Origin of the sequence: Lacrimispora sp. 210928-DFI.3.58, from assembly GCF_020554865.1 — a bacterium.
In the GTDB taxonomy this organism is placed as follows: domain Bacteria; phylum Bacillota; class Clostridia; order Lachnospirales; family Lachnospiraceae; genus Enterocloster.
Window position 1 is genome coordinate 44,551 of record NZ_JAJCIC010000010.1, and the last position, 23,992, is coordinate 68,542.

Here is a 23,992-nt window from a genome sequence, read left to right on the forward strand (position 1 = left end):
CTTTCGGGGGTTTGGGGTGGGGACAAAAGTGTGGAAATCGCTTAAATTATGGGTGCAGGCAATGCCGAAGGAGGGTATGGGCTTTGTCTCCAATGAAAAGCCTCTGACTACGTTGCCAACAAACAGAGGCCGCTCTCCTTTGATTCCTATTATACCATATAACCATGACTTAATCGAGGGTCAAAGAAAAGAAAGGAGGGATTTGATGGCGCTTACCCATAAAACAGCACGCTACAAGGTGATCGCCGACTCGGGAGGAAATCGGTACAGCTTCTTTTGTGACATCACAGGTGCTTTGTTACATACGACCGATCCTATCCAAGCAGAGACACAGGAGCAGGAATTGGAGACCGCATGGGAAGACGCACGGAAATATTTTAACCGATGTCACAAGTGCGGCAAATGGGTATCGAATGCCATGTATAACGCTGATGTGGCGGAATGTGTGGAATGTGCGCCGTGGGAAGATCCGCCTCGTTACTGCTCCCACTGCGGCAAAGAGATTACCTCCGCAGAAATATTTTGTCCACGCTGCGGCAAACGGCTTCAATATGGAGGAGAAGGGTTATAAGATGACACGGCAGCAAATTGAGCAGATCCGTCTGGAAAGCATGAAGCAATATGGATTTGGGCCAGAAGCTATGAAGCTGCTTAAAGTCTGCGCTAATTGCGGTGCAACCGTCTCTGCGGAGCAGCAAACTTGTGGAGAATGCGGCAGTGGACTTCCCCAGGAAACTCTTTATCAGTTCTACCTTAATTTACACCGTCGCTGTCCAGTATGTGAAACAGCGCTTTCGGACAACGCAATCTTTTGTCCTAATTGTGGGGCAATGCTCACAGCAAAGCGCAAAGAAAGAAATGAAGGATTTTAATCGTCAGTAAAGAGAAATAAATCACGAAAGGAAGGATGTAACTATGGGACTTATTAAAGCGGCATTAGGCTCTGCAGGCGGCGTGATGGCCGATCAGTGGAAGGAGTATTTCTACTGTGAGGCAATCCCCGCTACCGTGCTGGCGGTCAAGGGGCGGAAACGGGCCTCTGGGCGCTCCAGCAACACCAAAGGCAGCGACAACATTATCACCAGCGGCTCCGTGATCGCCGTGGCCGACGGCCAGTGCATGATGATCGTGGAGCAGGGCAAGGTGGTGGAGGTATGCGCTGAACCCGGCGAATTCACCTTCGACGCCTCCACGGAACCCAGCATCTTTTCGGGCGACCTGGGGGAGAGTATCGGGCAGGTGTTCCAGAACATCGGCAAGCGGTTCACCTTCGGCGGCGAAGCGCCCAAGGATCAGCGCGTCTACTACTTCAACACCAAGGAACTGATCGGCAACAAGTACGGCACGCCCTCTCCCGTCCCCTTCCGTGTCGTGGACCAGCGGGCGGGGATCGACATTGATATCGCCATCCGCTGTTTTGGGGAGTATTCCTATCGGGTGGCAAACCCTCTGCTGTTCTATACCAATGTCTGCGGCAATGTGGAAGCGGATTTTGACCGCAGAGCCATTGACGGCCAGCTGAAAACCGAGTTGCTGACCGCGCTGCAGCCCGCCTTCGCAAAGATCAGCGATATGGGCATTCGATACTCTGCCCTTCCAGGCCACACCACAGAGCTGGCAGATGCTTTGAACCAGGAACTGTCCGCAAAGTGGCGGGATCTTCGGGGTCTTGAGATCGTATCCTTCGGCGTTTCCAGCGTCAAGGCCAACGAGGAAGACGAAAAGATGATCAAGGAGCTGCAGCGCAATACGGCCTTTATGGACCCCACCCGCGCGGCGGCGCATCTTGTCGGCGCACAGGCCGGCGCCATGCAGGCGGCAGCCGCCAACCCCAATGCCGGTCCCGCTATGGCTTTCATGGGCATGGGGATGGCCGGTCAGGCCGGCGGCATGAACGCCCAAAGCCTCTTCCAGATGGGTCAGCAGCAATCGGTACAGCAACCCGTTCCGGCGGCTCCTGCCATGGAGGGATGGGCGTGTTCCTGCGGGCAGACCGGAAATACCGGCAAGTTCTGTGCGGGATGCGGCGCACCCAAGCCCGTCCCTAAACCCGCAGGGGATAGCTGGACCTGCTCCTGCGGGGCCACAGCCACCGGAAAATTCTGCCCGGAGTGCGGGAAGCCCAAGCCTGCGGATACAAACGGCTGGACCTGTTCCTGCGGAGCGGTGAACAAAGGAAAGTTCTGTGCCGAGTGTGGCAAGCCTAAGCCTGCCGGCGTACCGCAGTACAAGTGCGACAAGTGCGGCTGGGAGCCGGACGACCCCGCCCATCCGCCCAAGTTCTGCCCGGAGTGCGGAGATCCCTTTGATGACGGAGACATCCAGGGATGAAACGAGGCCGAAAAGCCATAGTCTGACCCTACGATTGCTGGACGAACAGACATAACACCTAAAACGATTAACAAAACATAAAACAGGAGGATTATACACATGAAAGGTCAAAAATTTTTGAAGGTCACTTCCATTCTCATGATTATCGGCGGCGTCATCGGTGTCATCGCGGGCATCATCGCCATTCTCGGCATCAGTGCCCTTGCGGCGCTCATGGAGACTGGCGAAGGTACCGGCCTGCTCTATGCCAGTTCCATTATTGTAACGCTGGCATCTGTCATTCAGTTTATCGCGGGCATTAAGGGCATCGGTGCCTGCAATGCGCCGCAGAAAGCGGCAGCCTGCATCAAGTGGGGCATCATCATTGCCGTTTTGAGCATCATCTCTATGATCATCGGTCTTGTCGCAGGGGGAGAGTTCAGCTTTACCAGCCTGATCCTGAATTTGCTTGTGCCCGGCCTGTATATCTATGGCGCCATCCAGACGAAGAATGGCCCCCTGGAGTAAACACCATAAAGGAAAGAGGTGGCGTACACCGAGGAGGTAGATTATTATGGCACTGTTCGGAAAACTGTTTGAGAAAAAGGAATGCGCCATCTGCGGCGGCGAGATCGGGTTGTTGGGCAACCGGAAGCTGGAGGATGGGAACTGCTGTAAGAACTGCGCGGCAAAGCTCTCCCCCTGGTTCAGTGACCGGAGGCAGAGCACCGTGGAGGAGATCAAAGAGCAGCTGGCTTACCGGGAAACCAACCAGGAGAAAGTGGCGGCGTTCCGGGTGACCCGCACATTGGGCGAGGGCATGAAAGTCCTGCTGGACGAGGATGACGGGAGATTCATGGTCACATCCGTCCGGAACTGGCAGGAGGCCAACCCGGATGTACTGTCCTTCTCCGATGTGACTGGCTGCCAGCTGGACATTGACGAGAGCAAGACAGAGATCCAGTATAAGGATGCGGAGGGGAAACGGCAGAGCTTTTCCCCCAGACGCTACGCCTTTTCTTATGATTTCTACATTGTAATTAATGTCAACAACCCATACTTTAATGAAATCCGCTTCAAGCTGAACGGTTCTTCTGTTGACAATGATGAGGAAACCCTTTTGGACGGGCCGGATGCACAGCCCTGTGTCAAGGGCAGCGGTCTCCGCACCGGAGGTGCGGGGCCAATCCGCCCCGGTATTCCTGGAGGCTCCCGCCCTGGCGCACGGCCCTTCATGGGCGGTTCCCGGACATCCAATGCGGATGAGGTCCGTTCCAGTATGGAGTACCGGCAGTATGAGGAAATGGGACGCGAGATCCGGGATGCATTGCTCCAGGTTCGGGAGCAGGTAAGGAATGAAGCGGTCGTAGCCGCAGCTCCTAAGACGGCGCTGACCTGTCCGTTCTGTGGAGCCACCACCACACCAGATGCCAGCGGCTGCTGTGAATTTTGCGGCGGCGCTGTCAATGGATAGAACAAATACACAACACAAAGGAGCATGATGATGAAAAAATTAAGCAAGACTTTGGCGCTTCTTTTGGCGCTCACGATGGTTCTGTGTTTGGCCGCCTGTGGAGGCAGCAAGGACGCCCTCTCCGGCACATGGTCGGCCGACCTGGGTGATGACGGCGTTATCACATGGACGTTCGATGGGAAAGGCAAATGCACCATGGAGAATTCCTACATGAAACAAAAGGGCACCTATACCATTGACGGCGACCAGCTTACGGTAACGCTGGAGAGCTGGAGCGATCCGTCTACCTACACGTTCTCTGTGGATGGCAGCAGCCTCACCATGAACGAAAATTCCGGCTACGGTATCAGCGGAACCTTCGCAAAAAAATAGCAGCTTTGTGTTCCGCAAATTTTGGAGGGAAATATGAAACGAACAAAGACCAAACTTTTGTGCCTGCTTCTTGCGGCGCTGATGCTGCTCGGTCTCACCGCCTGTGGTAAAGATAAGGAATCGACAGATAAGGAGTTGGCAGACTCCAATTTGCTCAAGCTCGGCGATTATGAGCTGCTCTATAAGGGCGCGTGCATCATGGAGGATTCGGATGGAAACGACGCGGTCGTTCTGACGCTGGATTTTACGAACAACGGCGAGGACAGTCATTCTTATCTCTGGTCGATCTCCGAAACAGCCATGCAGAACGGTGTGGAGCTGGCGGTTGCCATCGTCTATTCCAATCCGGACTCCTATGATGCTACGGTGATCGAAGATCAATTTATGGATGTCGCGCCGGGTGCGACCATTGAGATCCGCACAGCCTTTGTGCTGGCGGATACGACCAGCAAGGTCGAAGTGACATTTGAGGAGGCGTTCGGCGACAAAAACGGTAAAATCACCGTCGATCCGTCCACACTCAGCCGGGAATCAGCTGGGAGCGGTACGGCACAGTCTGCCGGGACCGGAGACTCGCTGCTCGACTGGTGGAATGGCGACTGGTACGGCTGGTGGATTATGACGGGCTGTTCGGGCTACTACGAGGATAAGGGTATGGAGGGCGCTTGGTGGGATATCTGTGGCGCCGTTGACATCGGTGCAGACGGCATGGGCACCGTCATCCTCTGGGATGGGGACTACACAAAATCGGAGCCTATGGTTTCCGCATCGGTCAGCCTCAGTGGCAATGGGACCAGTATATATGGCACTATGATGTCCGAGGGCGGCTCCTTCACGGATATTGCGCTTAAGCACGCGGACTGGATTGTTGATCCGGGGCTGGCGGACTACGGAGACATGATCCACATTGACGGTGATTATGAAAACAGCGGGGATGAATTCCACTATGATATCTATCTGCGCCCATGGGGAACCTATTGGGTCGATGTGGACGAGGAGGATTTGCCTGATCTTTATGATACCTGGTATCTGCCTCTGATTGAGGCGGGCAAGCCAATGCCGGACAGCCTTGATTCAGACGCTCCGGAATCGAATTTGGGTGGAAACACAGCCGGAGGGGACGGCATCGTGACAGAAGAACAGGTGCAAAAGGGCTATGTCTGGATGAACGATGTCAATAAAAATATTTTCGACACCACCTACGAGGAGGTTGTCGCTTACTTCGGCGTGGAAGGTGAGTTTGTCAAGGAAGAGTACAGCGACCACATGAAGGCAAACTACCGCTACTATAAGTGGATCTCTGCGGACAATGACTCGCATTTCATCTACGTCAATTTCAAGGAAGAGGAGACGGGCGTTTATGAGGTAAGCGGTTTCAACACCAGCGGCTTCTCCGGCAAGGAAGCCATCGCGAAGTATCTCGACATCGTGAAGGCAGAGGCCGCCGAAGAGAACAAGGCCGCCTCTGCGAACGCTACGATGAAGGACTTCTCCGCGAAGGTTGCCATGTTTGCCCACGATGAGATCAACATAACAATCAAGACGACCGTTCCGGATAGCGGGTGGTCGTATGACGAGGGGAAGTGCTGTCTGGTGGAAAACGACGATCCCACCGCGTTCGGCGCAGGCAGCATCCGGTTTGAGGTCAGGAAAAAGCTGGAGGACTTCGACTTCTACAAGGAGAAGTTCGAAAACTATCAGGATATAGAAGACCGCGTGATCGGCGGCATCACCTTCCACGGCCGCACCTATAAGTACATCGGCTACGAATGGATTGAGTATATCACGCAGATTGACGACACCTGCGCCCTTTCCATCGGCCTGCGGAATATGGACTGCGTCCAGGGAACGATGCCCGACATCATTCTCACCAACATGAAGTTCCAGTAGCGCGGGTCTTCGGCGGACGGCGGTATGTGTCCTGCGTCACTCCAAAAAGCGGCGGGAAAAAGCGGGTAACAATCATATGGGATCGGCTCCCGTCCCAATTGGGGCGGGAGCCGTATGGCTATTTTAGATGAGGAGGCACTACCGTGAAATTAACCCCGGGTTTTGCCGCGATAAGTATTCTGATGGGTATGCTGGGGCTTGCTGCCTGCGGACAGAACAGCAATCAGGCCGTGTATCAATATCCGGAAACCGCAGTCCTGTTTGATAATTTTCATATCCTGAAAACCGTATACACCTCGGGCGAAATGAAACTCTTGCGGGAAAAAACTGTACGGAGTGCGGGATCTCCAAACCACCGGACAACTTTAGCTGGACCTGCTCCTGCGGAGCGGAGAACAAGGGAAAGTTCTGCACCAAGTGCGGCAGACCGTTTTAATCTCTTTGGGGTTAATGAACTATGAAAAAGAAAAATGTGTGTAAAGTGATGATTATCGTGTCAGCCCTCTCGATGTTTTCCGGACTTTTCGGATGCAGCGGAAGCAAAAACTATACTGCCGATGAGGTTGTTTCGTTCTATACCTCTTATTCTGGCATGGAAAGATACCCCGTGTATTCTTTTGCACTGCGAAAGGAAGACGAGAACTGGCTCTTTTCTGCAAGCTGCTATGTGGGAAGCCGGAAGGAGCATTACGCATCGTTCAGTTCCGTCCAGATCCCGCCTGAAGATGCAGAAGGATTCCTTGAGATCATTCGTGAGGAAGGCGAGATAAAACGGCTCAGAAAATACCGTGAGCCGATACGCTTTTTTCACATATCCGATGCGCCGATGCGCATCTCTGGAATGACATTCACTGATGGAAGCAGTATAGACAAAGAAACCGCGTTCGGTGATAAGACGCTCGATTATCTCTATGCGCTTGCCGACAGGCACTATGAGGCAGCTGAGAAAATTGAGATCAGGGCTGTTTCCGTCCACAGCAGCTGTATGGATCATTCCTCTTCCTATTCGTTTACCATCGAAAAAGAAGGAGATGATTGGTTCTTTTCATTCGATGCTGCGCTCAACCTCGATGGCGCTCACATGGAAGTGGAAAACCAGCGGATCGGAGAGAGCGATGCGGAGGAGATACTCCGCATCATAAAGGAGAAGCAGCTCGTTACAAGAGTGAAAGAGTATGAAGAGCCGCCGGACAACGACATATTCGCCCTTGACGAAACCACATACCGGACGTCATTTGAGTTCACAGACGGCAGCTCCATATATGCCCCGATCGATGCTGGTAATGAACTGATTGATGCGTTCTATCGTCTTGCGGGAGTGGGAATCTATCAAAGATAAGCTGACACTGCCGCACGAAAGGAAAAACGGTCAGGGCTGACAGGCCGGCGGCAACCGTTGAATAGATAGGAGTGAATACGAAAATGAACGACTTTAACCAGCTTGCGGCGTTATGCCACGGCAAGCATATCTACATACAGACCCATAATTTCCCAGACCCGGATGCCATTGCCTCCGCCTTCGGCTTACAGCGCCTTCTGGCCCAGCATGAAATCCCCTCTACCCTCTGCTACGATGGAAGGATCGACAAGTTGAGCGCGTCCAAGATGCTGGAGGCGTTCCAGATCCAGATGTTCCCCTATGAGCAGCTGCGTCCGGACATGGCCGAGGAAGACTATGTGATCTGTGTGGACGCGCAGAAGCACTGTGGGAATATCACGGATTTTGTTGGGGATGAGGTGGCCTGCATCGACCACCACCCCACTTTTGTGCCAATTGAATACCGCTACCAGGACATCCGCCCCACTGGGGCCTGCGCCACGATCATCGCCCAGTATTATAAACAGCTTCCGTGCCTGCCGGATAGGCACACGGCGACTGCCCTGCTCTATGGCCTGAAAATGGACACGCTGCAGTTTACGCGGGGCGTGACGGAACTGGATATTGAAATGTTCGCATTCCTGTTCCCTCTGTGTGACCAGGAAACGCTGGCGCGGCTGGAGCGCAACAACATGGAGTTCAACGATCTGAAAGCATATGGCGCGGCCATCGAGAGCATTGAGGTCTACGACAAGGTAGGCATATCCAATGTCCTCTTTCCCTGCCCGGACGCTTTGATTGCGATCCTCTCCGATTTCATCCTGGCGCTGCAGGAGGTGGAGGTCGCCGTGGTATTCTCCAAACGGGAGGATGGGATCAAGTTTTCTGTCCGCTCGGAGGATCCGGCTGTCCATGCGGGGCATTTAGTCCGTGATGCGCTCCACGGTTATGGAGATGGCGGCGGCCATGCGGAGATGGCTGGCGGGATGATCCGGAAAGAAAAGGAGTGTCTGCTGGGGCGGTATCCAAAAGACACCATCCGGGACTCGTTTTTACGGGTCCTGTCGTGAACAGTTTGATTGAGGAGGTTTGATATGGAGCTTTACCTGACTGAAAAAGTTCGGCTGGGCTACAGGACGGGGGAACTTATCCGTATGGCGGCATTCGCACTTTTGGGCGTGATTATTGCGGCATCGGTTTTCGAGGTGGATCTGGAGTTTGACCTGGGCAGTGTGCTTGCGGAGCTGTTCATGCTTTCAATGGGTGTCCTATGTATCTGGAAGGGTACGCTTGGCCCGGTCCGCCGCCAGAGCGCCAGCCGGCTTGCCCATCGGCTTGCGGAATGCTTCTTCGCCAGCCCTGAGCCAGAGATTTCCTTTGACCAGCTTTCCAGAGCCATTGGCGGAAAGAACGTGGAACGTAAGGTACGCCATATGATCCAAAAAGGATACTTAGAAAACATCAGTCTTGATACGCCTAACAAGCGTATCATGCTGACAGCCTTTAACAAAGTTGCCCAGAAAGAGCAGTACGAAACGGTTACCTGCCCCCATTGCGGCGGAGAGAACGTCATACGGCCCGGATGGGCTTCGTCCTGCCAATACTGCGGATCCAAGCTGATCTGAAGAAGATAAACCAGTAGGAGGAGAGATAAAGGATGCCTTCACAAGTAACAAATTACCAGTGTCCGGCCTGCACAGGCCCGCTGCACTTTGCCGGGGACTCCGGGAAACTGGAGTGCGATTACTGCGGGAGCGCCTACGAGGTCTCCGAGATAGAGGCGCTGTACCAGCAGAAAGAAGAACAGGCCGTGAAAGCCCACGAGGACGCTCAGACCAAAGGCGCGGAAGATGACGGCTGGGACACCTCCGGCCTGAGCGGTGACTGGGGCGCGGATGCCGCAGAGATGAAAGCCTATAACTGCCCTTCCTGCGGAGCGGAGCTGATCTGTGATGAAAGTACCGCCGCCACATCCTGTCCTTATTGCGGGAACCCCACCGTAGTGCCAGGGCAGTTCGGCGGTACACTGCGGCCCGATTTTGTGCTTCCATTCAAGCTGAGCAAGGAGGATGCGGTCGCGGCCCTTAAAAAGCACTATAAGGGCAAGGTTTTTCTGCCAAAATCCTTTACCGCCGGGAACCACATCCAGGAGATCAAGGGGGTTTACGTCCCTTTCTGGATGTTTGACGGCGAGGCGGAGGGTGATGCCCGGTATGCAGCCACACGTTCCCGTACCTACCGCTCCGGCGATTATGAGGTCACCGAGACAGAACATTATGACGTTTTCCGTTCCGGTTCCGTCGCGTTTGAAAAGGTCCCGGTGGATGCGTCCAGCAAGATGCCGGACGACTACATGGATTCCATTGAACCCTATGACTATACAGAACTGAAACCCTTTTCCACGGCATATCTGCCCGGTTTTCTCGCTGACAAGTTTGATGTGACGGTAGAACAGAGCCGGGAGCGGGCTGACAAACGCTGCGAGAACACGCTGGCCGCCGCACTGCGGGATACCGTGAAGGGCTACAATACCTGCACGTCCAAGGGGGGCAGTACTTCCCTCAAGCGCGGCAAAGTCCACTATGCGCTCATGCCGGTCTGGATGCTTAATACCAAGTGGAACGGAAAAGATTTTCTGTTTGCCATGAACGGCCAGACTGGCAGGCTGGTGGGTGAGCTGCCCGTGAGCCGCGGCAGATTCTGGGCGCTGTTCGCCGCCATCGCTGTGCCGCTGTCGGTGCTGAGCTCAGTCTTGTTCACGCTTTTGTAGATAAGGGGGATCGGATATGAAGAAATTTGCGAGTTTTGTGCTGTCGGTGCTACTGGCGCTGACCCTCTGTATCCCGGCTGCGGCAGCGGAAGATTACGGCGTGATCTACGATGAGACAGGGCAGTTAGGGTCGGAACCGCTGCGGTATGCAGGAGAGGTCACGCTTCCCGCGCTCACAGAGCGGTATGGTGTTGACCTGCGGGTAGATATTCTGACGGAAAGTGATTATGATACCGTGCTTGACGCAGCGGAAGGTATTTACGAAGAGTATGAATATGGCTATGGAAAATACCACTCCGGTATTACGCTGACCCTGCTGCTTACGCCCTGCGGAGACACCTATACAATGGCCGCAGATAACTGGTGTGTCTATCTGGGCGGTACGGATGAAAATCTGCTTTATGGGGATTGGCTTTACGATCTTACCAAAGCAGTGGAGCCTTATTTGTCAGTGGAATCCGGCATGGAGCCTGGGGCATGGTCTGGCGATATGGATATGAGCGCCGTGGCGCTTTCCCAGGCAGTGGACGCTATGGAAGAATTCGTGGCGGACTTTTTCGCACCGGGAGACAGCGGCTATGAAATGACTGGAGGGCCGTCCGGTCAGGAGGCGGAGGAACCGGACAGCACCTCGATGTACTATATCTTTGACATCAGCGACCTGCTCCCCTTTGACCAGTGGGAGGAACTGGAGCAGCGGGCCGGGGACATTTCCCGGCGGCACGGCTGCGGCGTCTATGTGGTTCTTGTGGACGACTATGAGGATTTTGGCTCCGGGGATGTCTATGATGTGACCACACAGATCTATCACTCCGAACAAAACAGCTTCGGAATGGGCGATGGGCGGGATGGCATCATGATCCTTCTGAGCATGGCGGAACGTGATTACGCCATGTTTGTCTACGGTAAAAGTGCCGGATACGCCTTTAACGAATACGGACAGGAACAGCTGGAAGAGAGCTTTTTAGGCGACTTTGGCAATGATGACTGGTATGGCGGCATTTCCCATTACCTGGACTCCTGCGATGAGTATCTTGCCAAAGCGGATGCCGGGCATCCGGTGCGGGCCAACCCCTTGTGGGGAATTGGATTGATGACGTTTTTGTCCTGTCTGGCGGCGCTGGCGGTCTGCATGGTGCTGAAACGGAAGATGAACAATGTCCGGCAGAACGCGCAGGCCAACGAATACATTGTTCCTGGCGGGCTGCGCCTGGCAGACAGTTATGACCGCTACACGCACACCACCCAAACCCGTACCAAGATCGAACAGAAGAGTTCGAGCAGCAGTAGCAGCAGTAGTAGCTGCAGCGGTGGCGGCGGTTCGGGCCGTAGCGGGAAATTCTAAGGAGGAACAAATTCATGAGGAGAATGATAACGCAGACCGCGTCCGCCCTTCTGGCGCTTCTGCTCCTGTTTGGCCTCGCCGCCTGCGGCAGTAAGCCGCAGGACTACACCAGCAGCGGCGATGCAGCGTCCATGCCAGCCGATGGAAGTACCGGCAAACGAGTGCTGGCCGACGGCAGACAGCCGGATAAGGATATGTCTGCCGCACCAGACGAGGGAACGGAGCAAGAGGCACTGGCCTGGCTGCGGGAATTTATGGCGGAATACGCACCGCAGGCAGCAATAGCCGCAGCATACCTTGGCTGTAGGGGGGCGGATGACACCACTTCCCTGACAGAATGGCTGTGGGACAACTCGCCCGGATTGATGGAGGAGATGCCTTTTATCCGGACAATCCCGCCCGTGCGTATTCTGGGTCCCGGCTATGGGGACCTTTACTGCATCGTGCCGAGGGACGACAGGACCACCCTGTCAGTGAATCATGTCACATGGAAATCCACGGGCAACGGAGTCTGGCCCGAATCGGATGAAGTCCTCTACCGGGAAGAGTATGCCCAGCCGGTGCTGGTATTTGTAGGTTATGAGGAATTTCGGGATGAGCCGGATATAGAGATCATTGCCAGCGACAGCGGTGGCGCAGGAGGTCTGGTGACATGGTATCCGGTATGGGACGTGGAGGTTGGAGGTGATATGATCGTTCCCACAGGCGAGGACTATGCCCCCCTGGTCATGGACTTCACCCTCTTTGGCAATGTCACGGGTCTGGATTATTGGGGCGATCCGGACGGCTGGGAACCGACAGGGGATGACTGGTGGGTGCCGCCCACGGAGGAAGGACTGGCAGATACCTGCTGGGTGTGCGATGGATGGTCTCTGAACCTGCTTGGCGGAGACGGTGATCTGGACTATGCGGGCATTGCCGAACTGTATTGCCAGTCCGAGGATGGGCAGGAATATCAACTGCTCTATTCCGGCGTCTGGCGGATGGTGGATGACTGTCTACAGCTAATTGTCTCCACGGGAGCAGGAAATCTTCCCAGCGATGCCAGCGGCGTCTTTCCTGTCCTGATTGACCCGTCCGGGGACTACCTGCATATCCAGCAGGACAGGGACAACGGAATGCGTCCGCCTTTCTTTGATAATGACATGAGTTCCATGGAGCTGATACGCTCCTATGGATAAATAAACCGGAAAGGAACAATGGCATGAAATATAGACGCATATTTGCACTTTTATTCGTTTTGATTCTGTCCCTTACCGCCTGCGGCAGGGAGCAGGTTCCGCCAGGGAACGGCCCCCTGGATCAGGACAAGAAAATACCCGGTAAAGGAGCTATCAATACCCCCACAGAGGATGGCGGAGCATCCGGTTCCGCCGCCAGTGAAGGGGCAGCCGCCTGGCTTTCTGTCGAAGGAGGGAAAGTATTGGATGACCTGCGTGAAGGGGCGCAGGCGGACGGCTGTATCTGTTCCGTAGCTTTTTTGGGCGCCGCCCTGGAGCCTGGGGAAGATATTGCGGCCTTTCTGGCATCAGAGGAGGCGGAGCAATATCTGGATGCGTATCCATTCATTAAGGAGATACCGCCTGAACGGTGGATTGCCCACCCGGAGGGTGGATATGAGGTCTACTGTATCGTTCCTACAGACCCAAAAGCTTCCACAGCGGTCAATACATGGGACATCAACGAGGACAACGATTTTCTTGGCGAAAGCGACCAGGTACTCTACCGCAGCGACTGCGGGGATCCTATCCTCCTTTTGGGCAACCTCAGCGATATTATGCCCAGCCTGGATGTGGAGATTGTGGACAGTACAGGGAGAAGCCTGAGTTACCAGCCCTCTCTGTGGCTCTACGATGGTTCGCTGTCAGGCCCGTCTGAAATTTTTGATTTTACCATGTATCATAATCCTGACCTTATTGGTATATGGTCCGCCGTGATTCCGGCGGAATTAGGAGGCGGTATCTCCCTGAACCTGAATATCGGGCGCGGGGGAAATCTTACCTACAGCTATGGCCGCGGTAACAGCGAACCGATTGCTCTGTACGAAGGCACCTGGAGCAGGCCGGATGAGGCGATGGTCCAGTTCGGGCCGGAGTGCGTGGTTTTCGAGCTGTGCCTTGTAGAGGGCATTGAGGATAACGATCTGTGGGGACAATATGGTCCGGGAGAACTCCATGATGAGATATGCGGCGTTTGGATCTGTGAGCGGGGGGACGGGCCAGGCACATCCTCACTCAGATTGACCCATGTTCAAGGGGATCCTTTTATTGATGGATGTGGAGGATGGGCCATTGTATTTGAGGGCGAAGACCAGGGCGGAGACAATGGAGGTATGGAACAGGGAGCAAACGTCAACCCTCATGTGCTTACCACAGGAGGACCCGCATTTACCCACATGACTGTCCTTCAAACGGAAAACTATCCTGATGGGGGCTATTACTATGAGGATATGACACAGGACGGTTCCATATTGATCATAAACTGCGCTTATCCAGGCGGCCGCAGGAATGGAGTGTCCATGGAAGAATACGCAGTAAAAAGTATCGAGCATCTGACGATGTATGAGGCAGAAGATCTCTCTGTCGAAAAGAACAGCGGCTACAGTGAGGCATTGGGACACCCCGTCTATATTTTGACGTATACGACAAGTGAAAATGATCACACATTTCACTGGAAAATCTTTATGACGGAGGCGGATGGCTATACCTATCTCTATGCCTTTGACGTGTGGCACGAGGTCTACGCAGATATGGAGGATGTCATAGATGATGTTTTCGGACGGCTGTTCTTCCTTGAGATGTAACCGTCCGATGTTATACGCACGAACGAAAACATTTGCAACTTAAATGTATAACGAGTGGATGAAAAGACGTGGAGGATAGATATGAGAAGCAGTAGATTTGCGGCAGCGTTGCTTTGTCTGCTGTTGCCGCTGGTACTGGCATCGTGTGGGAGAAACGGGAGAAAAATGGGTGAGAACGGCCCATCCAGTGCGCTGCCGCCTATCAATAAAGAGAGCAGCACATATTCGGATGCCTTGCCCGAAAACACTTCGGAACCGGAAGATACTGAAGATCCGTGGACGAATACCTGCTGGCAGGCTGTACGGTACATAATGGCAAAGGAAGGCCAGACGATGGAAGGGACTTTGCCGGAGGATGATTGGGTTATAGAACTGTACCTGTTGGAGGGCGGCGGTGCCCGGTATCGGGAATGGAAGCCCCGGAGCTTTGACTATATCGGTGTGTACCACCTTCTGCTCGGAATCGGCCCGGACTGCTTCTGGTATTCGGATGGCAGCGGTGGCTTTTTTCTGAGTACGGAAGCTGACGGGACAAACGAAGACACGGTTTTTGCCCAAGGCCATATGGCGGATGGCCAGTTGATGCTGGATTTCTTGGGCGACCAGTTCTGGATGGAGCGGCAGCCCATGCCGGCCAAGGGCGGGGAATACTGCATGGCGGACCTGTTCGGCCAATGGCGCATGGTTTCCGGCGAGACTGTCACAGAAGGGGATCCGGAGGTCTGGAATTTCACGGCCAGCGAAATGGAGATTGACCGCAGATTGACTTTTCACAGTTCTTGGGACGAGACTGAGCCGGACGGTGTGGACTATTATGACGAGTGGCATCCCGGTTATCTCAGGGAGGCACAGGCCATGGCGGTGGAATACCAGGAGACCCCAATTTATGAGGGATGCGAGAACGAGGCATGGCGTCTCCAGCTGTTCAGCGTTGAGACGATATACCAGAATTACGCAGAAGAAGAATTTTACGTCACAGTATTGGATGCGGATACCCTGCTGCTTCAAGTGCGTCTCAAAGATACAGACGGAGTCCACACCACCAGTACGCAGATTTTTAGCCGTTTTTGAAAGAAAGGAGACAGAAAAATGCCAGTCACATTAAACATGATCCCCGCTACTTTGCAGGAATTCCAAACGTGTCCGCAGATGGATCTTTCCAAGCCGGAAAACACCTGCGCCATGTTCCTGTGTGCATTACAGCTATACATAAAGGACAGGGATGCCGGGGTGGAGGCAATGAATATGCTGCGGGGTCCCAGACCCATGACTCCCTACGACAGCCAGTTTCTCCGGGACCGCCTGCGGGATAAGCCTTATCTGCCCCTGGCCTACTTTGAGGGAGCGGCACCTAAAAACAACTATACCCCGGCACAGCCCTATGTACTGAATGTGCTTCCGGATCTACGTCCCCAGGACATAGAAGCCGGGTATATCCGGGTATTCCTGAAAACAGCGGGGGCGGATTCTCCCAGGCCGGTCAAGCTCCGGCAAAAGGGCAGCCTGTGGTATCTCTGGGAGTATTCCAGCATCCTCAGCGGGATACGGTCCCTCGCGGAATGCGATCCTTGGGGGTGAGAATATGAAACAATGCTGGATAGGCATCCTGCTGGCGCTTCTCCTGATTTTTAGCCTGACTGCCTGCAAAGATGCAAATAATGCCGCACAGCCGCTTCCAACAGCCGGAAGCGGCGGGAAGCTGCCGGAAATATCCAAGACGGAGACGGGTGATATGAACCGAGACAGTTCCGAAAGCAGTGCGGTTCCGGATGGTAAGCCAGATATGATTCCTCCATCTGACAAGGAAGCTGCCGCAGTTTCCGTTAGTGGTTCGGGCGCGGAGTATCCGGCCTCCGAGCAGGCATTTGAGCGTCTGCGGGAAACCGAGATTGTCCGGTATTACCTCGAACTTGGCATGGTTATGCTGGACACAGGGCTTCAGGAGACTGTCAACGGGCAGAACTGCCGGATCATCTCCCTGGGTACTGACCATGAAACTCATTTTGTGCAGGAAATTTACTACGCTGTCAGCTGCGACACAATCTATACCTATGACCAGATCAACGATGAATGGCTGGAGTTGGGTAGTGAGCCTTCCATTCCGGGCGCGGAATTTGCCATGTCCGATCTGGAGGGCAGCTGGCAGATGGTCGAGGGAGAAGTCGAGGGGTGGCGGTACAGTGCGGCGGATGAGGGCATTGTCTCGACGCTGTGCTTTACCCGCATCTACGACAGCAATATTCCAACCACGGATCTCACTGCGGATTTTGACAGAATGGATGAAAATGGAAACGAGGCGCATGAGCGGAATATGGAGGTCAAATTCTTGGATGAACTGTTGTACTACGGCTGTCCCAACGAGGCCTGGTCTGTTCAGCTACTATGTGAGGAGGAAGGGGTCTCGTATTTCGTTGCCATCACCGATCCTGATACGCTGGAATTATACTTCTCTTTTGAAAAGAACGGCAATTCAGGGGCTTCTCTTGCTTACTACAGGCGGATATGAGACCGCCCTGATGTCTAAAAAATTGGGATGGCAGCAAAAAAACATATCGAAAGCATTCCTATGAATAGGCGGTGTTGTCCATGAAAGAGCAGGAACAACAAAGCTCCCATTGGGTGCATTGTCCAATCTGCGGGGCTAAAACAAAAACCAAGGTAAATGAGGATACGATCCTTATCAGATTTCCTCTTTATTGTCCGCAGTGCAAAAAAGAATTTCGTGTTGATATTGTACAATTGAAAATGGTTATGAGCAAATGAGCCAGACGCTTTAAGCGGAGAGCCTGCTTCCTCTTTATAGGGGCGCAGTCTCTCCGTTTTTATTTTATGTAATCGCACCGACCAGAAGATCACTTTGATTCCGAATGGCCGATAAGATGGCTCTGACTGCGGGAAGAAGGATTTGAGCTTCCTGCTCACTGCACTGGGCGATCAGCAAACCCAGTTGCTCCACAGTGGGCGCATCACAGTTTTGCTCTGGGTAAAAAATCTCCCGCGGGTCAATTTCAAGGGCACGGATCAACGCATAGAGCGCCACCATTTTGGGGTTGTCTTCATAGTTTTCGATATGCATAACCGTTCGGACTTCAATATCTGCCATATCAGCTACTTTGCGTTGGGAAAGCCCCTTGCTTTTTCGGGCTTTCTTAATGGTATCGCCAAGAGGGCGGGAAAATTCATACATTGTATGTCACCTCAAAGGTATTTTACAATATACCATCTTTGAGTGAAATTCATTGTATAGCCATTAAATGATACATTACAAAGCACCATTCTTGAAGTGTGGTGGTTCATTAGAATGAACCACGCAGATATATCAGAATTTTATTGCAACAAATTTGACTTATAAATACTAACTCATTCCTGCTGTTGTTTGGCGCACCATTTGATCACGGTGGCTCATCCCTTATGACAGCTAATTGAATATCGAACAGCTTTCCAATGAGCAGGACAGTTGCAATCTGGAATGGAGACCAATTTTCCAGGACTGCGGGGTGGAGTATACTGCCATTTTTAGCTGTTCTCAGAAAACACCTCCATTCTCCGAAACGAATGAAGGTGTTTTTGTGGGCAAGCACTGCTGGTATTATGCCCGCTTTCCATAATCTCCAAATCTTGTAAATCAGACAATTTGAAACGGCTATCCGTTCTGAAACTCACAAATGAAATGGAGATTTATGCTATGCATTACAACGCGCTTAATACCGGGAAAAGGATTCAGAAACTCCGTAAGGATAAAGGACTTACACAGGAACAGTTAGCTGAAAGGCTGAACCTCAGCACAGTCCATATGGCCAAGATTGAGACTGGACAGCGCAGTTGCTCTTTGGATGTCCTGACCGAGTTTGCGATGTTTTTTAACGCCAGCTTGGATTATCTGGTACTTGGAAAAATCACGGAAAAAGAACTGCGGGGAGAGCTTGAAGCTGCTATCCACACTCTGGAGAGCCTACGGGATAGTCTTTAACTGATACAAAGAGTATCAGCGAGTGGTACTCCTGCGCCATAAGAATACCGCCCGTTTTCCACTAAACTTAAACCATCAGCCGGGGCGACCCGCTGATGTGGACTTTGAAAACTGAATATGCAGTCATCAGGAAGTCTTGGAGACAAGACCACGTTACTGTCTGGAATAGCCTGCACAGCGGAGCGCCACGATCCCCGGTTCCGGGAGGAGCGATCCATCCGACTGAAAATGCCAAGTTGCTCTTGGTTTGGCGATGACAACGGACAGCGATCATGATACTTCCGTAACTCGCGGCCCGGCCACAAAGAAGGCGGGGAGGTTAGACGCCTATGAGAGCAGCTTCGCAAGCTGACGAGCCTGATGATTCCCGTGATTCCGGGGTGTCGGGGACAAATAGGGATCAAAAACACGCTTTATGAAATTTGAGGGGCGGTCTGGAGACGGCATTTGCCGCGCTGGGTCGCTCCTTTACATACCAGTAGAAGGAGGTATCCATATGGAACGTAATTTTCACGATTTCCACCGCGGCGAGGTCTACTACGCCGACCTGGACCCGGTGACCGGCCATGAGCAGGGCGGCATCCGCCCAGTACTGGTCATCCAGAACGACACGGGCAACTACCACTCCCCGACCATCATTGTGATTGCCGTGACCAGAAGGACCTTTAAGAAACCCAAGCAGCCGACCCATGTGGTGCTGGATGATGCCCAGGGGCTTGCGCCGTCCCTCTTTATGTCGGAGGTTGTCCGCACCATCGACAAGCGGCGGGTGCTGAGCTATGTGGGCAGGCTCACCAGAGAACAGATGAGGCGGGTCAACGCCGCCCTATTGGTAAGTGTCGGGCTTGATAAGGACTATGCTCCCATTGTGGGAACGGAGGTGTCCTGATGGACAGGCTCATCATCGACCCGGAGTTCCGGGACAAGATACCGCCGCTGACAGAGGATGAGTTCACCCTGCTGGAGGAGAACATCCTGTCTGACGGGGCGGTCTTTTCGCCGCTCATCGTTTGGGACGGTACGATCCTGGACGGCCATAACCGCTATGAGATCATCCAGAAACACCCGGAGTTGACCTACGCAGTCCATAAGCTGTCCTTTACCAACCGTTATGAGGCTCTTTCGTGGATATGCAAGAACCAGCTTGGCAGGCGCAACTTGACACCCCAGCAGAAGAAATACCTGATCGGACAGCGGTATGAGGCGGAGAAGATGGCGCATGGTGGCGAACGGGTAGCAACGGTTCAAAATGAACCGTTGCCCTCATCCCACAAAACCCGCGCCCAAATAGCGAATGACACCAGTACCAGTGAAAGCTATGTTATGCGGGCTGGCTGGTACGCGCAGGGGGTGGATGCCGCCGAAGAAGCCCTTCCCGGCATCAAACAGGAGATACTCACGGGAACAATCAAGCCCACGGAGACAGCGGTAGCCGCCGTTGCAAAGGCAGAGCGGTCAGCGCGCCCCCAGCTTGCCGCCGCACTGAAAAAGCCAAAAGGCAGTACAAAGCAGGAACCTGAAAAGCCCCAACCCGTTTACCACAAGTCCGAACCGGCAAGTACCAAGCAGTCTACGCTGAAGCAGATACGGGAAATATCGGCAGAGATGGAACGACCCAAGGTGCCAACCACGGAGGAGTCCCTGCTCCATTCCATAGAGGCGGAGGTCGTCTCGTTCACCGAGCTATGTGACCATTTCTTCCAGGAGTACCCAAGGCTCTTATCGGATGACCGCTATAAGCAGGAGGTCATCCGTATCATGCAGACAATGAAACAATATATCTCAAAGATTGAGGGAGGACACACAGAATGAACACGAAAAATCTCTTTTGCCGGGAAGTCGTGCTGGACAGCCGGGAGCTGGTGATCCCCCGCACTACTTACCAGCGCACTTTGAACGAGGACCGGGTTCGCAGGATCGCCGCCGAGTTCGATGAGCGCATCGCCAACGAGCCGAAGGTGAGCTGCCGGGACGGCCGCTACTATGTGTTCGACGGCCAGCACACCATCGCCGCCCGGAAACTGCTCAATGGCGGGCGGGACCTGCCCATCCGCTGCAAGGTGTTCTACGGCCTGACCGAGAGCGATGAGGCGCTGCTGTTCGCCCAGCAGACGGGGGCGTCCGCCAGCCTGACCGCCGGGGCGAGGTTCCGGGCGCTCATCTTCGGCGGGGATGAGGATGCTATGGCGTTCCTGAAAGCAACGGAGGCCGTGGGCCTCTGCGTGGACTATAAGCAGACCAGGGGCGCGAAGCGGCTGGCCTGCATCAGCACCGCTTTCGGCCTGTTCCAGAAGGTCGGTGACGGGGTGTACCGGGAGGCGATGCAGGCCATCGTGGACGCATGGAAGGGCGACCCGGACTCCCTCCGGGCGGAGACGGTGCAGGGCGTGGTAGAGTTCGTGTACCTCTATCACGGGGAGTATAGCCGCAGGCGGCTGGTGACGCGGCTGCGCCAGGTTGACCCGGTAGTGATCTTCCGGGAAGGCCGGGCCATGACGAGCCTGCCGGGATACAAGCGGTATCTCTACCAGGTGTACCGCATCTACAATGGCTCCAGCGCAAAGACCGCCCTGCCCATGAAGTTCTGAGACAGATGATGGGAGCGTCTGCCCTCCGGGGCGGGCGCTCTTTGCTATTCCACAAGGAGGTGGGCTTTTGAAGATCGGGCTTATTGATGTGGACAGCCATCGGTGGCCGAACCTGTGCCTGATGAAGCTGTCCGCCTACCACAAGGCCCAGGGGGACGATGTGGAGTGGTGGACACCAGATGGGCGGTATGACCTTGTTTATAAGAGCCGGGTGTTCACGGACACCTACTCCAAGGACAGGATCACCGTCACCAATGCCGATGAGCTGGTCTGTGGCGGCACCGGCTACGGTCCGGGGCCAAATTTGCCGGACGCCGTAGAGCATACCCGCCCTGACTACGGCCTCTATCCGCAGTTCCCGGATACGGCCTACGGCTTTTTGACAAGGGGATGCCCGAACCGCTGTGGCTTCTGCGCGGTGTCCGGGAAGGAGGGCGCAAAAAGCGTTCATGTGGCAGACCTCTCTGAGTTCTGGGACGGGCAGGGGGAGATCAAACTGATGGACGCCAATCTGCTGGCCTGTCCCGACCATGAGCGGCTGATCGGACAGCTTGCCGACAGCCGCGCCCTGGTGGACTTCTCCCAGGGGCTGGACATCCGCCTCATCACGCCGGACAATGTGGCGCTTCTGAATAAAGTCCGCACAAAAACCGTTCATTTCGCATGGGATAATCCCAATGTTGACCTGACTGGCCGTTTTCAGCGGTTTTCGGAGCTGTCCAAGATCAGGGACTTCCGGCGCAAGCGGGTCTATGTGCTGACGAACTACAACAGCACCCATGAGCAGGACCTCTACCGGGTGGACACCCTGCGCCGCATGGGGTATGACCCCTATGTCATGGTCTATGAACGGCCCACGGCGCCGCCCATCACCCGGCATCTCCAACGGTGGGTGAACAACAAGAGGATTTTCCGTACCGTGGAGCATTTTGCGGACTATGAGCCGGTGAAGAAGCTGGGCGGGGATGGATAAGACGCATTGCTGAGGAAGTTTTGAAAATCTGGGAGAAGCGTCTGCCCTCCGGGGCGGGCGCTTTTCCCTGTTCTACAAAGGTTTGTCCCACCCATAAGATGTTGAAAGGGACCATAGGCCGCAATGCCCGGAGGGTGGAAAGCCTTTTCGGGCATCGGGCTTTTTTCGGAGGATCGGAGGTTTGCCATGACCGAAACAATGAGAGCGATGAAGGATGTTGACCTCCGCAAGGTGGATAAGACGGCGCTCCGTGACCGCAGTACGGTCCGTATCGACCCGGAGGCCCCCACCGAGGAGCGCATCCGGGCGTGGATCGAGCAGCTCGGCAATCCCTATGTCTATCTGGACGGCGGGGTGGTCGTGAAGTTGAGCTTTGCGGACAGGGGCGAGAGCATTGAGGAGCGCATCAACTCCCTTTACCTTGCCGGGGCCTGACATCCTTGTGTATTTTGGGGACCCGGCGCTATGATTTTTGCAGAGCCGGGTACCCCGCCGGGGGCGGGGCTGGCTGACTAAAAAGGAGAGGAGGCTCCCTATGCCCCAAAAGATTTATAAAACCGGGATCTACGCCCGGTTATCCAGAGAGGATGCTGACCGTATGGAGTCCAACAGCATCCAGAGCCAGCGGGCCATCTGTCTGGCTTACATAGAAAACCACGACGACCTGGAGCTGGTGGACACCTACATTGATGACGGTGAGACCGGTAGCAACACAGACCGTCCCGGCTTTCAGAGGATGATCCAGGATATGCGTTCCGGGCGTATCGACTGCGCCGTCAGCAAGGACCTCAGCAGGTTCTCACGGAACTATATCGATGCCGGGAACTACCTGGAGAAAATTTTCCCGGCGATGGGCATCCGCTATATCGCCATCAACGACAACTACGACAGCATGGCGCCCGGAAGCAGTACCGATGTCATCACTCTTCCTTTCAAAAACCTGGTAAATGACATCTACTGCCGGGACATATCCATCAAGATACGCACCAGCCTGGAGGTCAAGCGCAAGAAGGGCGAGTATGTGGGCAGCTTCGTCCCCTTCGGGTATCGGAAAGCCCCGCAGGACAAGAACCGCCTGCTGGTGGACGATGACGCCGCAGAGGTCGTGTCCATGATCTTCGGGATGTATAAGGACGGTTTCCCTATCCTGAAAATTGCCCGGAGGCTCAACACCAGCGGCATCCCCACGCCGATGGAGTACAAGCGGATGCAGGGCGTCCGCTTCGAGACGGCCTTCCGCACGAAGGAGCGGCCGGAGTGGGAGTATGTGACCGTGAAGCGGATACTCTCCAACATCGTCTACACCGGGGTACTCATCCAGGGGCGGCGGGGGACGCCGAACCACAAGGTACGGGTGACGCGCCCCAAGGACGAGGCGGACTGGGTGCGGATAGAGAACGCCCACGAGCCGATCATCTCCTGTACCGACTTCGAGGCGGTGGCGGAGCTGATGCGCCGGGATATGCGCTGTGCCGGGGACAGCGACAAACACGACCTGTTCTCCGGCTACCTGTTCTGCGGGGACTGCGAGGGGGCTATGATCCGCAAGACCCATAAGGCAAAGGGCAAGGCGTATGTCTACTACAACTGCGGCAACAACAAGCGCACCCACCAGTGCAGCCCCCACTCCTTCAGCGAGGCGAAGCTGGCGGACATCGTGTTCCACGCCATCCACGACCAGATCGAGGTGGTGCTTCACCTGGATAAGGTGCTGTGCTTCATCGACAGCCTCCCCCAGCGGGACCGCAGGGTGTTCAGCTATGAGGCGCAGATGACCCGGCTGGAGGAGGAGATACAGCGGTACAAAAAGCTGGAGCTGGGCCTCTATGAGAACTTCGTGGAGGGCATCATCAACAAGGCGGAGTACACCGACTTCCGGGAGAACTACCGGGGGCTGATCGAGGAGATGCAGGAGGCTTTGAAGCGGCTGAAACGGGAACAGCAGGACGCCGCCGCGATGGGCAGCCAGAACCGGGCATGGGTACAGGTCTTTGCACAGTATGAGAACGTGCAGGAGCTTGACCGCCGCCTCCTGCTGGCTCTGGTGGACAGGATACTCATCTATGAGGACAAAAAGGTGGAGATCGTCTTTCGGTATCGGGATGAGTTCGCCAGGGCGATGGAGACGGCGAAAAACTACAAGGACTGCCCGCTTCCGGCAGTGGGCTGAGAGGGAGAG

General features: G+C 54.6%; 27 protein-coding genes. 26 read left to right on the forward strand and 1 reads right to left on the reverse strand.

The genetic code is table 11. From position 1 onward, the window contains the following. The first annotated feature begins 16 nt into the window (after positions 1-16). The 19 genes from LIZ87_RS22565 to LIZ87_RS08350 all read left to right on the forward strand — a co-directional run bounded on the left by LIZ87_RS22565 (position 17) and on the right by LIZ87_RS08350 (position 17,045). A complete protein-coding gene (locus LIZ87_RS22565; protein WP_081352012.1) occupies positions 17-571 on the forward strand; it encodes a zinc-ribbon domain-containing protein in 555 nt (184 codons plus the stop codon). Then, a complete protein-coding gene (locus tag LIZ87_RS08265) occupies positions 552-872 on the forward strand; it encodes a zinc ribbon domain-containing protein (RefSeq protein ID WP_227146311.1) in 321 nt (106 codons plus the stop codon). Before LIZ87_RS22565 ends, LIZ87_RS08265 begins: the two co-directional genes overlap by 20 nt. Before the next feature lie 43 nt (positions 873-915). Continuing rightward, the gene (locus LIZ87_RS08270; protein WP_154465349.1) at positions 916-2,331 is read left to right on the forward strand and encodes an SPFH domain-containing protein; all 1,416 of its coding nucleotides are present in this window, start codon (positions 916-918) and stop codon (positions 2,329-2,331) included. A 99-nt stretch (positions 2,332-2,430) separates the two neighbouring features. After that, a complete protein-coding gene (locus LIZ87_RS08275; RefSeq protein WP_074661621.1) occupies positions 2,431-2,838 on the forward strand; it encodes a hypothetical protein in 408 nt (135 codons plus the stop codon). 46 nt (positions 2,839-2,884) lie between these two features. Continuing rightward, positions 2,885-3,784 carry a DUF4428 domain-containing protein gene (locus tag LIZ87_RS08280; RefSeq protein WP_227146314.1) on the forward strand — a complete coding sequence of 300 codons (900 nt, stop codon included), beginning with the start codon at positions 2,885-2,887 and terminating at the stop codon, positions 3,782-3,784. A 30-nt stretch (positions 3,785-3,814) separates the two neighbouring features. After that, the gene (locus LIZ87_RS08285; protein WP_227146317.1) at positions 3,815-4,156 is read left to right on the forward strand and encodes a DUF5640 domain-containing protein; all 342 of its coding nucleotides are present in this window, start codon (positions 3,815-3,817) and stop codon (positions 4,154-4,156) included. Between the two features lie 33 nt (positions 4,157-4,189). Beyond that, positions 4,190-6,046 carry a DUF5067 domain-containing protein gene (locus LIZ87_RS08290; RefSeq protein WP_227146318.1) on the forward strand — a complete coding sequence of 619 codons (1,857 nt, stop codon included), beginning with the start codon at positions 4,190-4,192 and terminating at the stop codon, positions 6,044-6,046. A gap of 143 nt (positions 6,047-6,189) precedes the next feature. Next, positions 6,190-6,507, forward strand: coding sequence for a hypothetical protein (locus LIZ87_RS08295; RefSeq protein ID WP_227146321.1), 318 nt, complete (start codon positions 6,190-6,192; stop codon positions 6,505-6,507). Continuing rightward, positions 6,504-7,385, forward strand: a complete 882-nt coding sequence (locus LIZ87_RS08300) for a hypothetical protein (RefSeq protein ID WP_227146323.1) — start codon at positions 6,504-6,506, stop codon at positions 7,383-7,385. The genes LIZ87_RS08295 and LIZ87_RS08300 overlap by 4 nt, the downstream gene beginning before the upstream one ends. Positions 7,386-7,456: 71 nt before the next feature. After that, positions 7,457-8,434, forward strand: coding sequence for a DHH family phosphoesterase (locus LIZ87_RS08305; protein WP_227146325.1), 978 nt, complete (start codon positions 7,457-7,459; stop codon positions 8,432-8,434). A gap of 24 nt (positions 8,435-8,458) precedes the next feature. Further along, positions 8,459-8,989 carry a hypothetical protein gene (locus LIZ87_RS08310; RefSeq protein WP_074661642.1) on the forward strand — a complete coding sequence of 177 codons (531 nt, stop codon included), beginning with the start codon at positions 8,459-8,461 and terminating at the stop codon, positions 8,987-8,989. Between the two features lie 32 nt (positions 8,990-9,021). Beyond that, entirely contained in the window at positions 9,022-10,134 is a 1,113-nt protein-coding gene (locus tag LIZ87_RS08315; RefSeq protein ID WP_227146327.1) for a hypothetical protein, read from the forward strand. 16 nt (positions 10,135-10,150) lie between these two features. Beyond that, the gene (locus LIZ87_RS08320) at positions 10,151-11,479 is read left to right on the forward strand and encodes a TPM domain-containing protein (RefSeq protein WP_177991333.1); all 1,329 of its coding nucleotides are present in this window, start codon (positions 10,151-10,153) and stop codon (positions 11,477-11,479) included. Between the two features lie 14 nt (positions 11,480-11,493). Then, the gene (locus tag LIZ87_RS08325) at positions 11,494-12,660 is read left to right on the forward strand and encodes a hypothetical protein (protein WP_227146329.1); all 1,167 of its coding nucleotides are present in this window, start codon (positions 11,494-11,496) and stop codon (positions 12,658-12,660) included. Positions 12,661-12,683: 23 nt separating this feature from the next. Further along, positions 12,684-14,282 carry a hypothetical protein gene (locus LIZ87_RS08330; protein ID WP_227146332.1) on the forward strand — a complete coding sequence of 533 codons (1,599 nt, stop codon included), beginning with the start codon at positions 12,684-12,686 and terminating at the stop codon, positions 14,280-14,282. A gap of 333 nt (positions 14,283-14,615) precedes the next feature. Continuing rightward, positions 14,616-15,353, forward strand: coding sequence for a hypothetical protein (locus tag LIZ87_RS08335; RefSeq protein WP_227146334.1), 738 nt, complete (start codon positions 14,616-14,618; stop codon positions 15,351-15,353). A gap of 18 nt (positions 15,354-15,371) precedes the next feature. Continuing rightward, positions 15,372-15,860, forward strand: coding sequence for a DUF6935 domain-containing protein (locus LIZ87_RS08340; protein ID WP_227146337.1), 489 nt, complete (start codon positions 15,372-15,374; stop codon positions 15,858-15,860). Between the two features lie 4 nt (positions 15,861-15,864). Beyond that, positions 15,865-16,788 (forward strand): hypothetical protein, encoded by a 924-nt coding sequence (locus tag LIZ87_RS08345; RefSeq protein ID WP_074661661.1) that lies wholly within the window; start codon positions 15,865-15,867, stop codon positions 16,786-16,788. Between the two features lie 80 nt (positions 16,789-16,868). Then, positions 16,869-17,045 carry a cysteine-rich KTR domain-containing protein gene (locus LIZ87_RS08350; RefSeq protein ID WP_154465351.1) on the forward strand — a complete coding sequence of 59 codons (177 nt, stop codon included), beginning with the start codon at positions 16,869-16,871 and terminating at the stop codon, positions 17,043-17,045. Positions 17,046-17,109: 64 nt separating this feature from the next. Here LIZ87_RS08350 and LIZ87_RS08355 read toward each other — a convergent pair whose 3' ends face one another. After that, on the reverse strand, positions 17,110-17,469 hold the full coding sequence (locus tag LIZ87_RS08355; protein ID WP_227146340.1) for a helix-turn-helix transcriptional regulator: 360 nt from the start codon (positions 17,467-17,469) through the stop codon (positions 17,110-17,112). Positions 17,470-17,967: 498 nt separating this feature from the next. Here LIZ87_RS08355 and LIZ87_RS08360 point away from each other — a divergent pair, with 498 nt between their 5' ends. The 7 genes from LIZ87_RS08360 to LIZ87_RS08390 all read left to right on the forward strand — a co-directional run bounded on the left by LIZ87_RS08360 (position 17,968) and on the right by LIZ87_RS08390 (position 23,983). Then, entirely contained in the window at positions 17,968-18,252 is a 285-nt protein-coding gene (locus tag LIZ87_RS08360) for a helix-turn-helix domain-containing protein (protein ID WP_161930639.1), read from the forward strand. Positions 18,253-18,667: 415 nt separating this feature from the next. After that, positions 18,668-19,141, forward strand: a complete 474-nt coding sequence (locus tag LIZ87_RS08365; RefSeq protein ID WP_319638574.1) for a type II toxin-antitoxin system PemK/MazF family toxin — start codon at positions 18,668-18,670, stop codon at positions 19,139-19,141. Continuing rightward, positions 19,141-20,064, forward strand: a complete 924-nt coding sequence (locus LIZ87_RS08370; protein WP_227146342.1) for a hypothetical protein — start codon at positions 19,141-19,143, stop codon at positions 20,062-20,064. The genes LIZ87_RS08365 and LIZ87_RS08370 overlap by 1 nt, the downstream gene beginning before the upstream one ends. Continuing rightward, positions 20,061-20,840, forward strand: coding sequence for a DUF6551 family protein (locus tag LIZ87_RS08375; protein WP_227146344.1), 780 nt, complete (start codon positions 20,061-20,063; stop codon positions 20,838-20,840). Before LIZ87_RS08370 ends, LIZ87_RS08375 begins: the two co-directional genes overlap by 4 nt. 67 nt (positions 20,841-20,907) lie before the next feature. Then, positions 20,908-21,813, forward strand: a complete 906-nt coding sequence (locus LIZ87_RS08380) for a radical SAM protein (RefSeq protein ID WP_227146347.1) — start codon at positions 20,908-20,910, stop codon at positions 21,811-21,813. Between the two features lie 186 nt (positions 21,814-21,999). Then, positions 22,000-22,248 (forward strand): DUF6870 family protein, encoded by a 249-nt coding sequence (locus LIZ87_RS08385; protein ID WP_227146349.1) that lies wholly within the window; start codon positions 22,000-22,002, stop codon positions 22,246-22,248. A 100-nt stretch (positions 22,249-22,348) separates the two neighbouring features. Continuing rightward, entirely contained in the window at positions 22,349-23,983 is a 1,635-nt protein-coding gene (locus LIZ87_RS08390) for a recombinase family protein (RefSeq protein ID WP_227146351.1), read from the forward strand. The last annotated feature ends 9 nt before the right edge of the window (positions 23,984-23,992 follow it).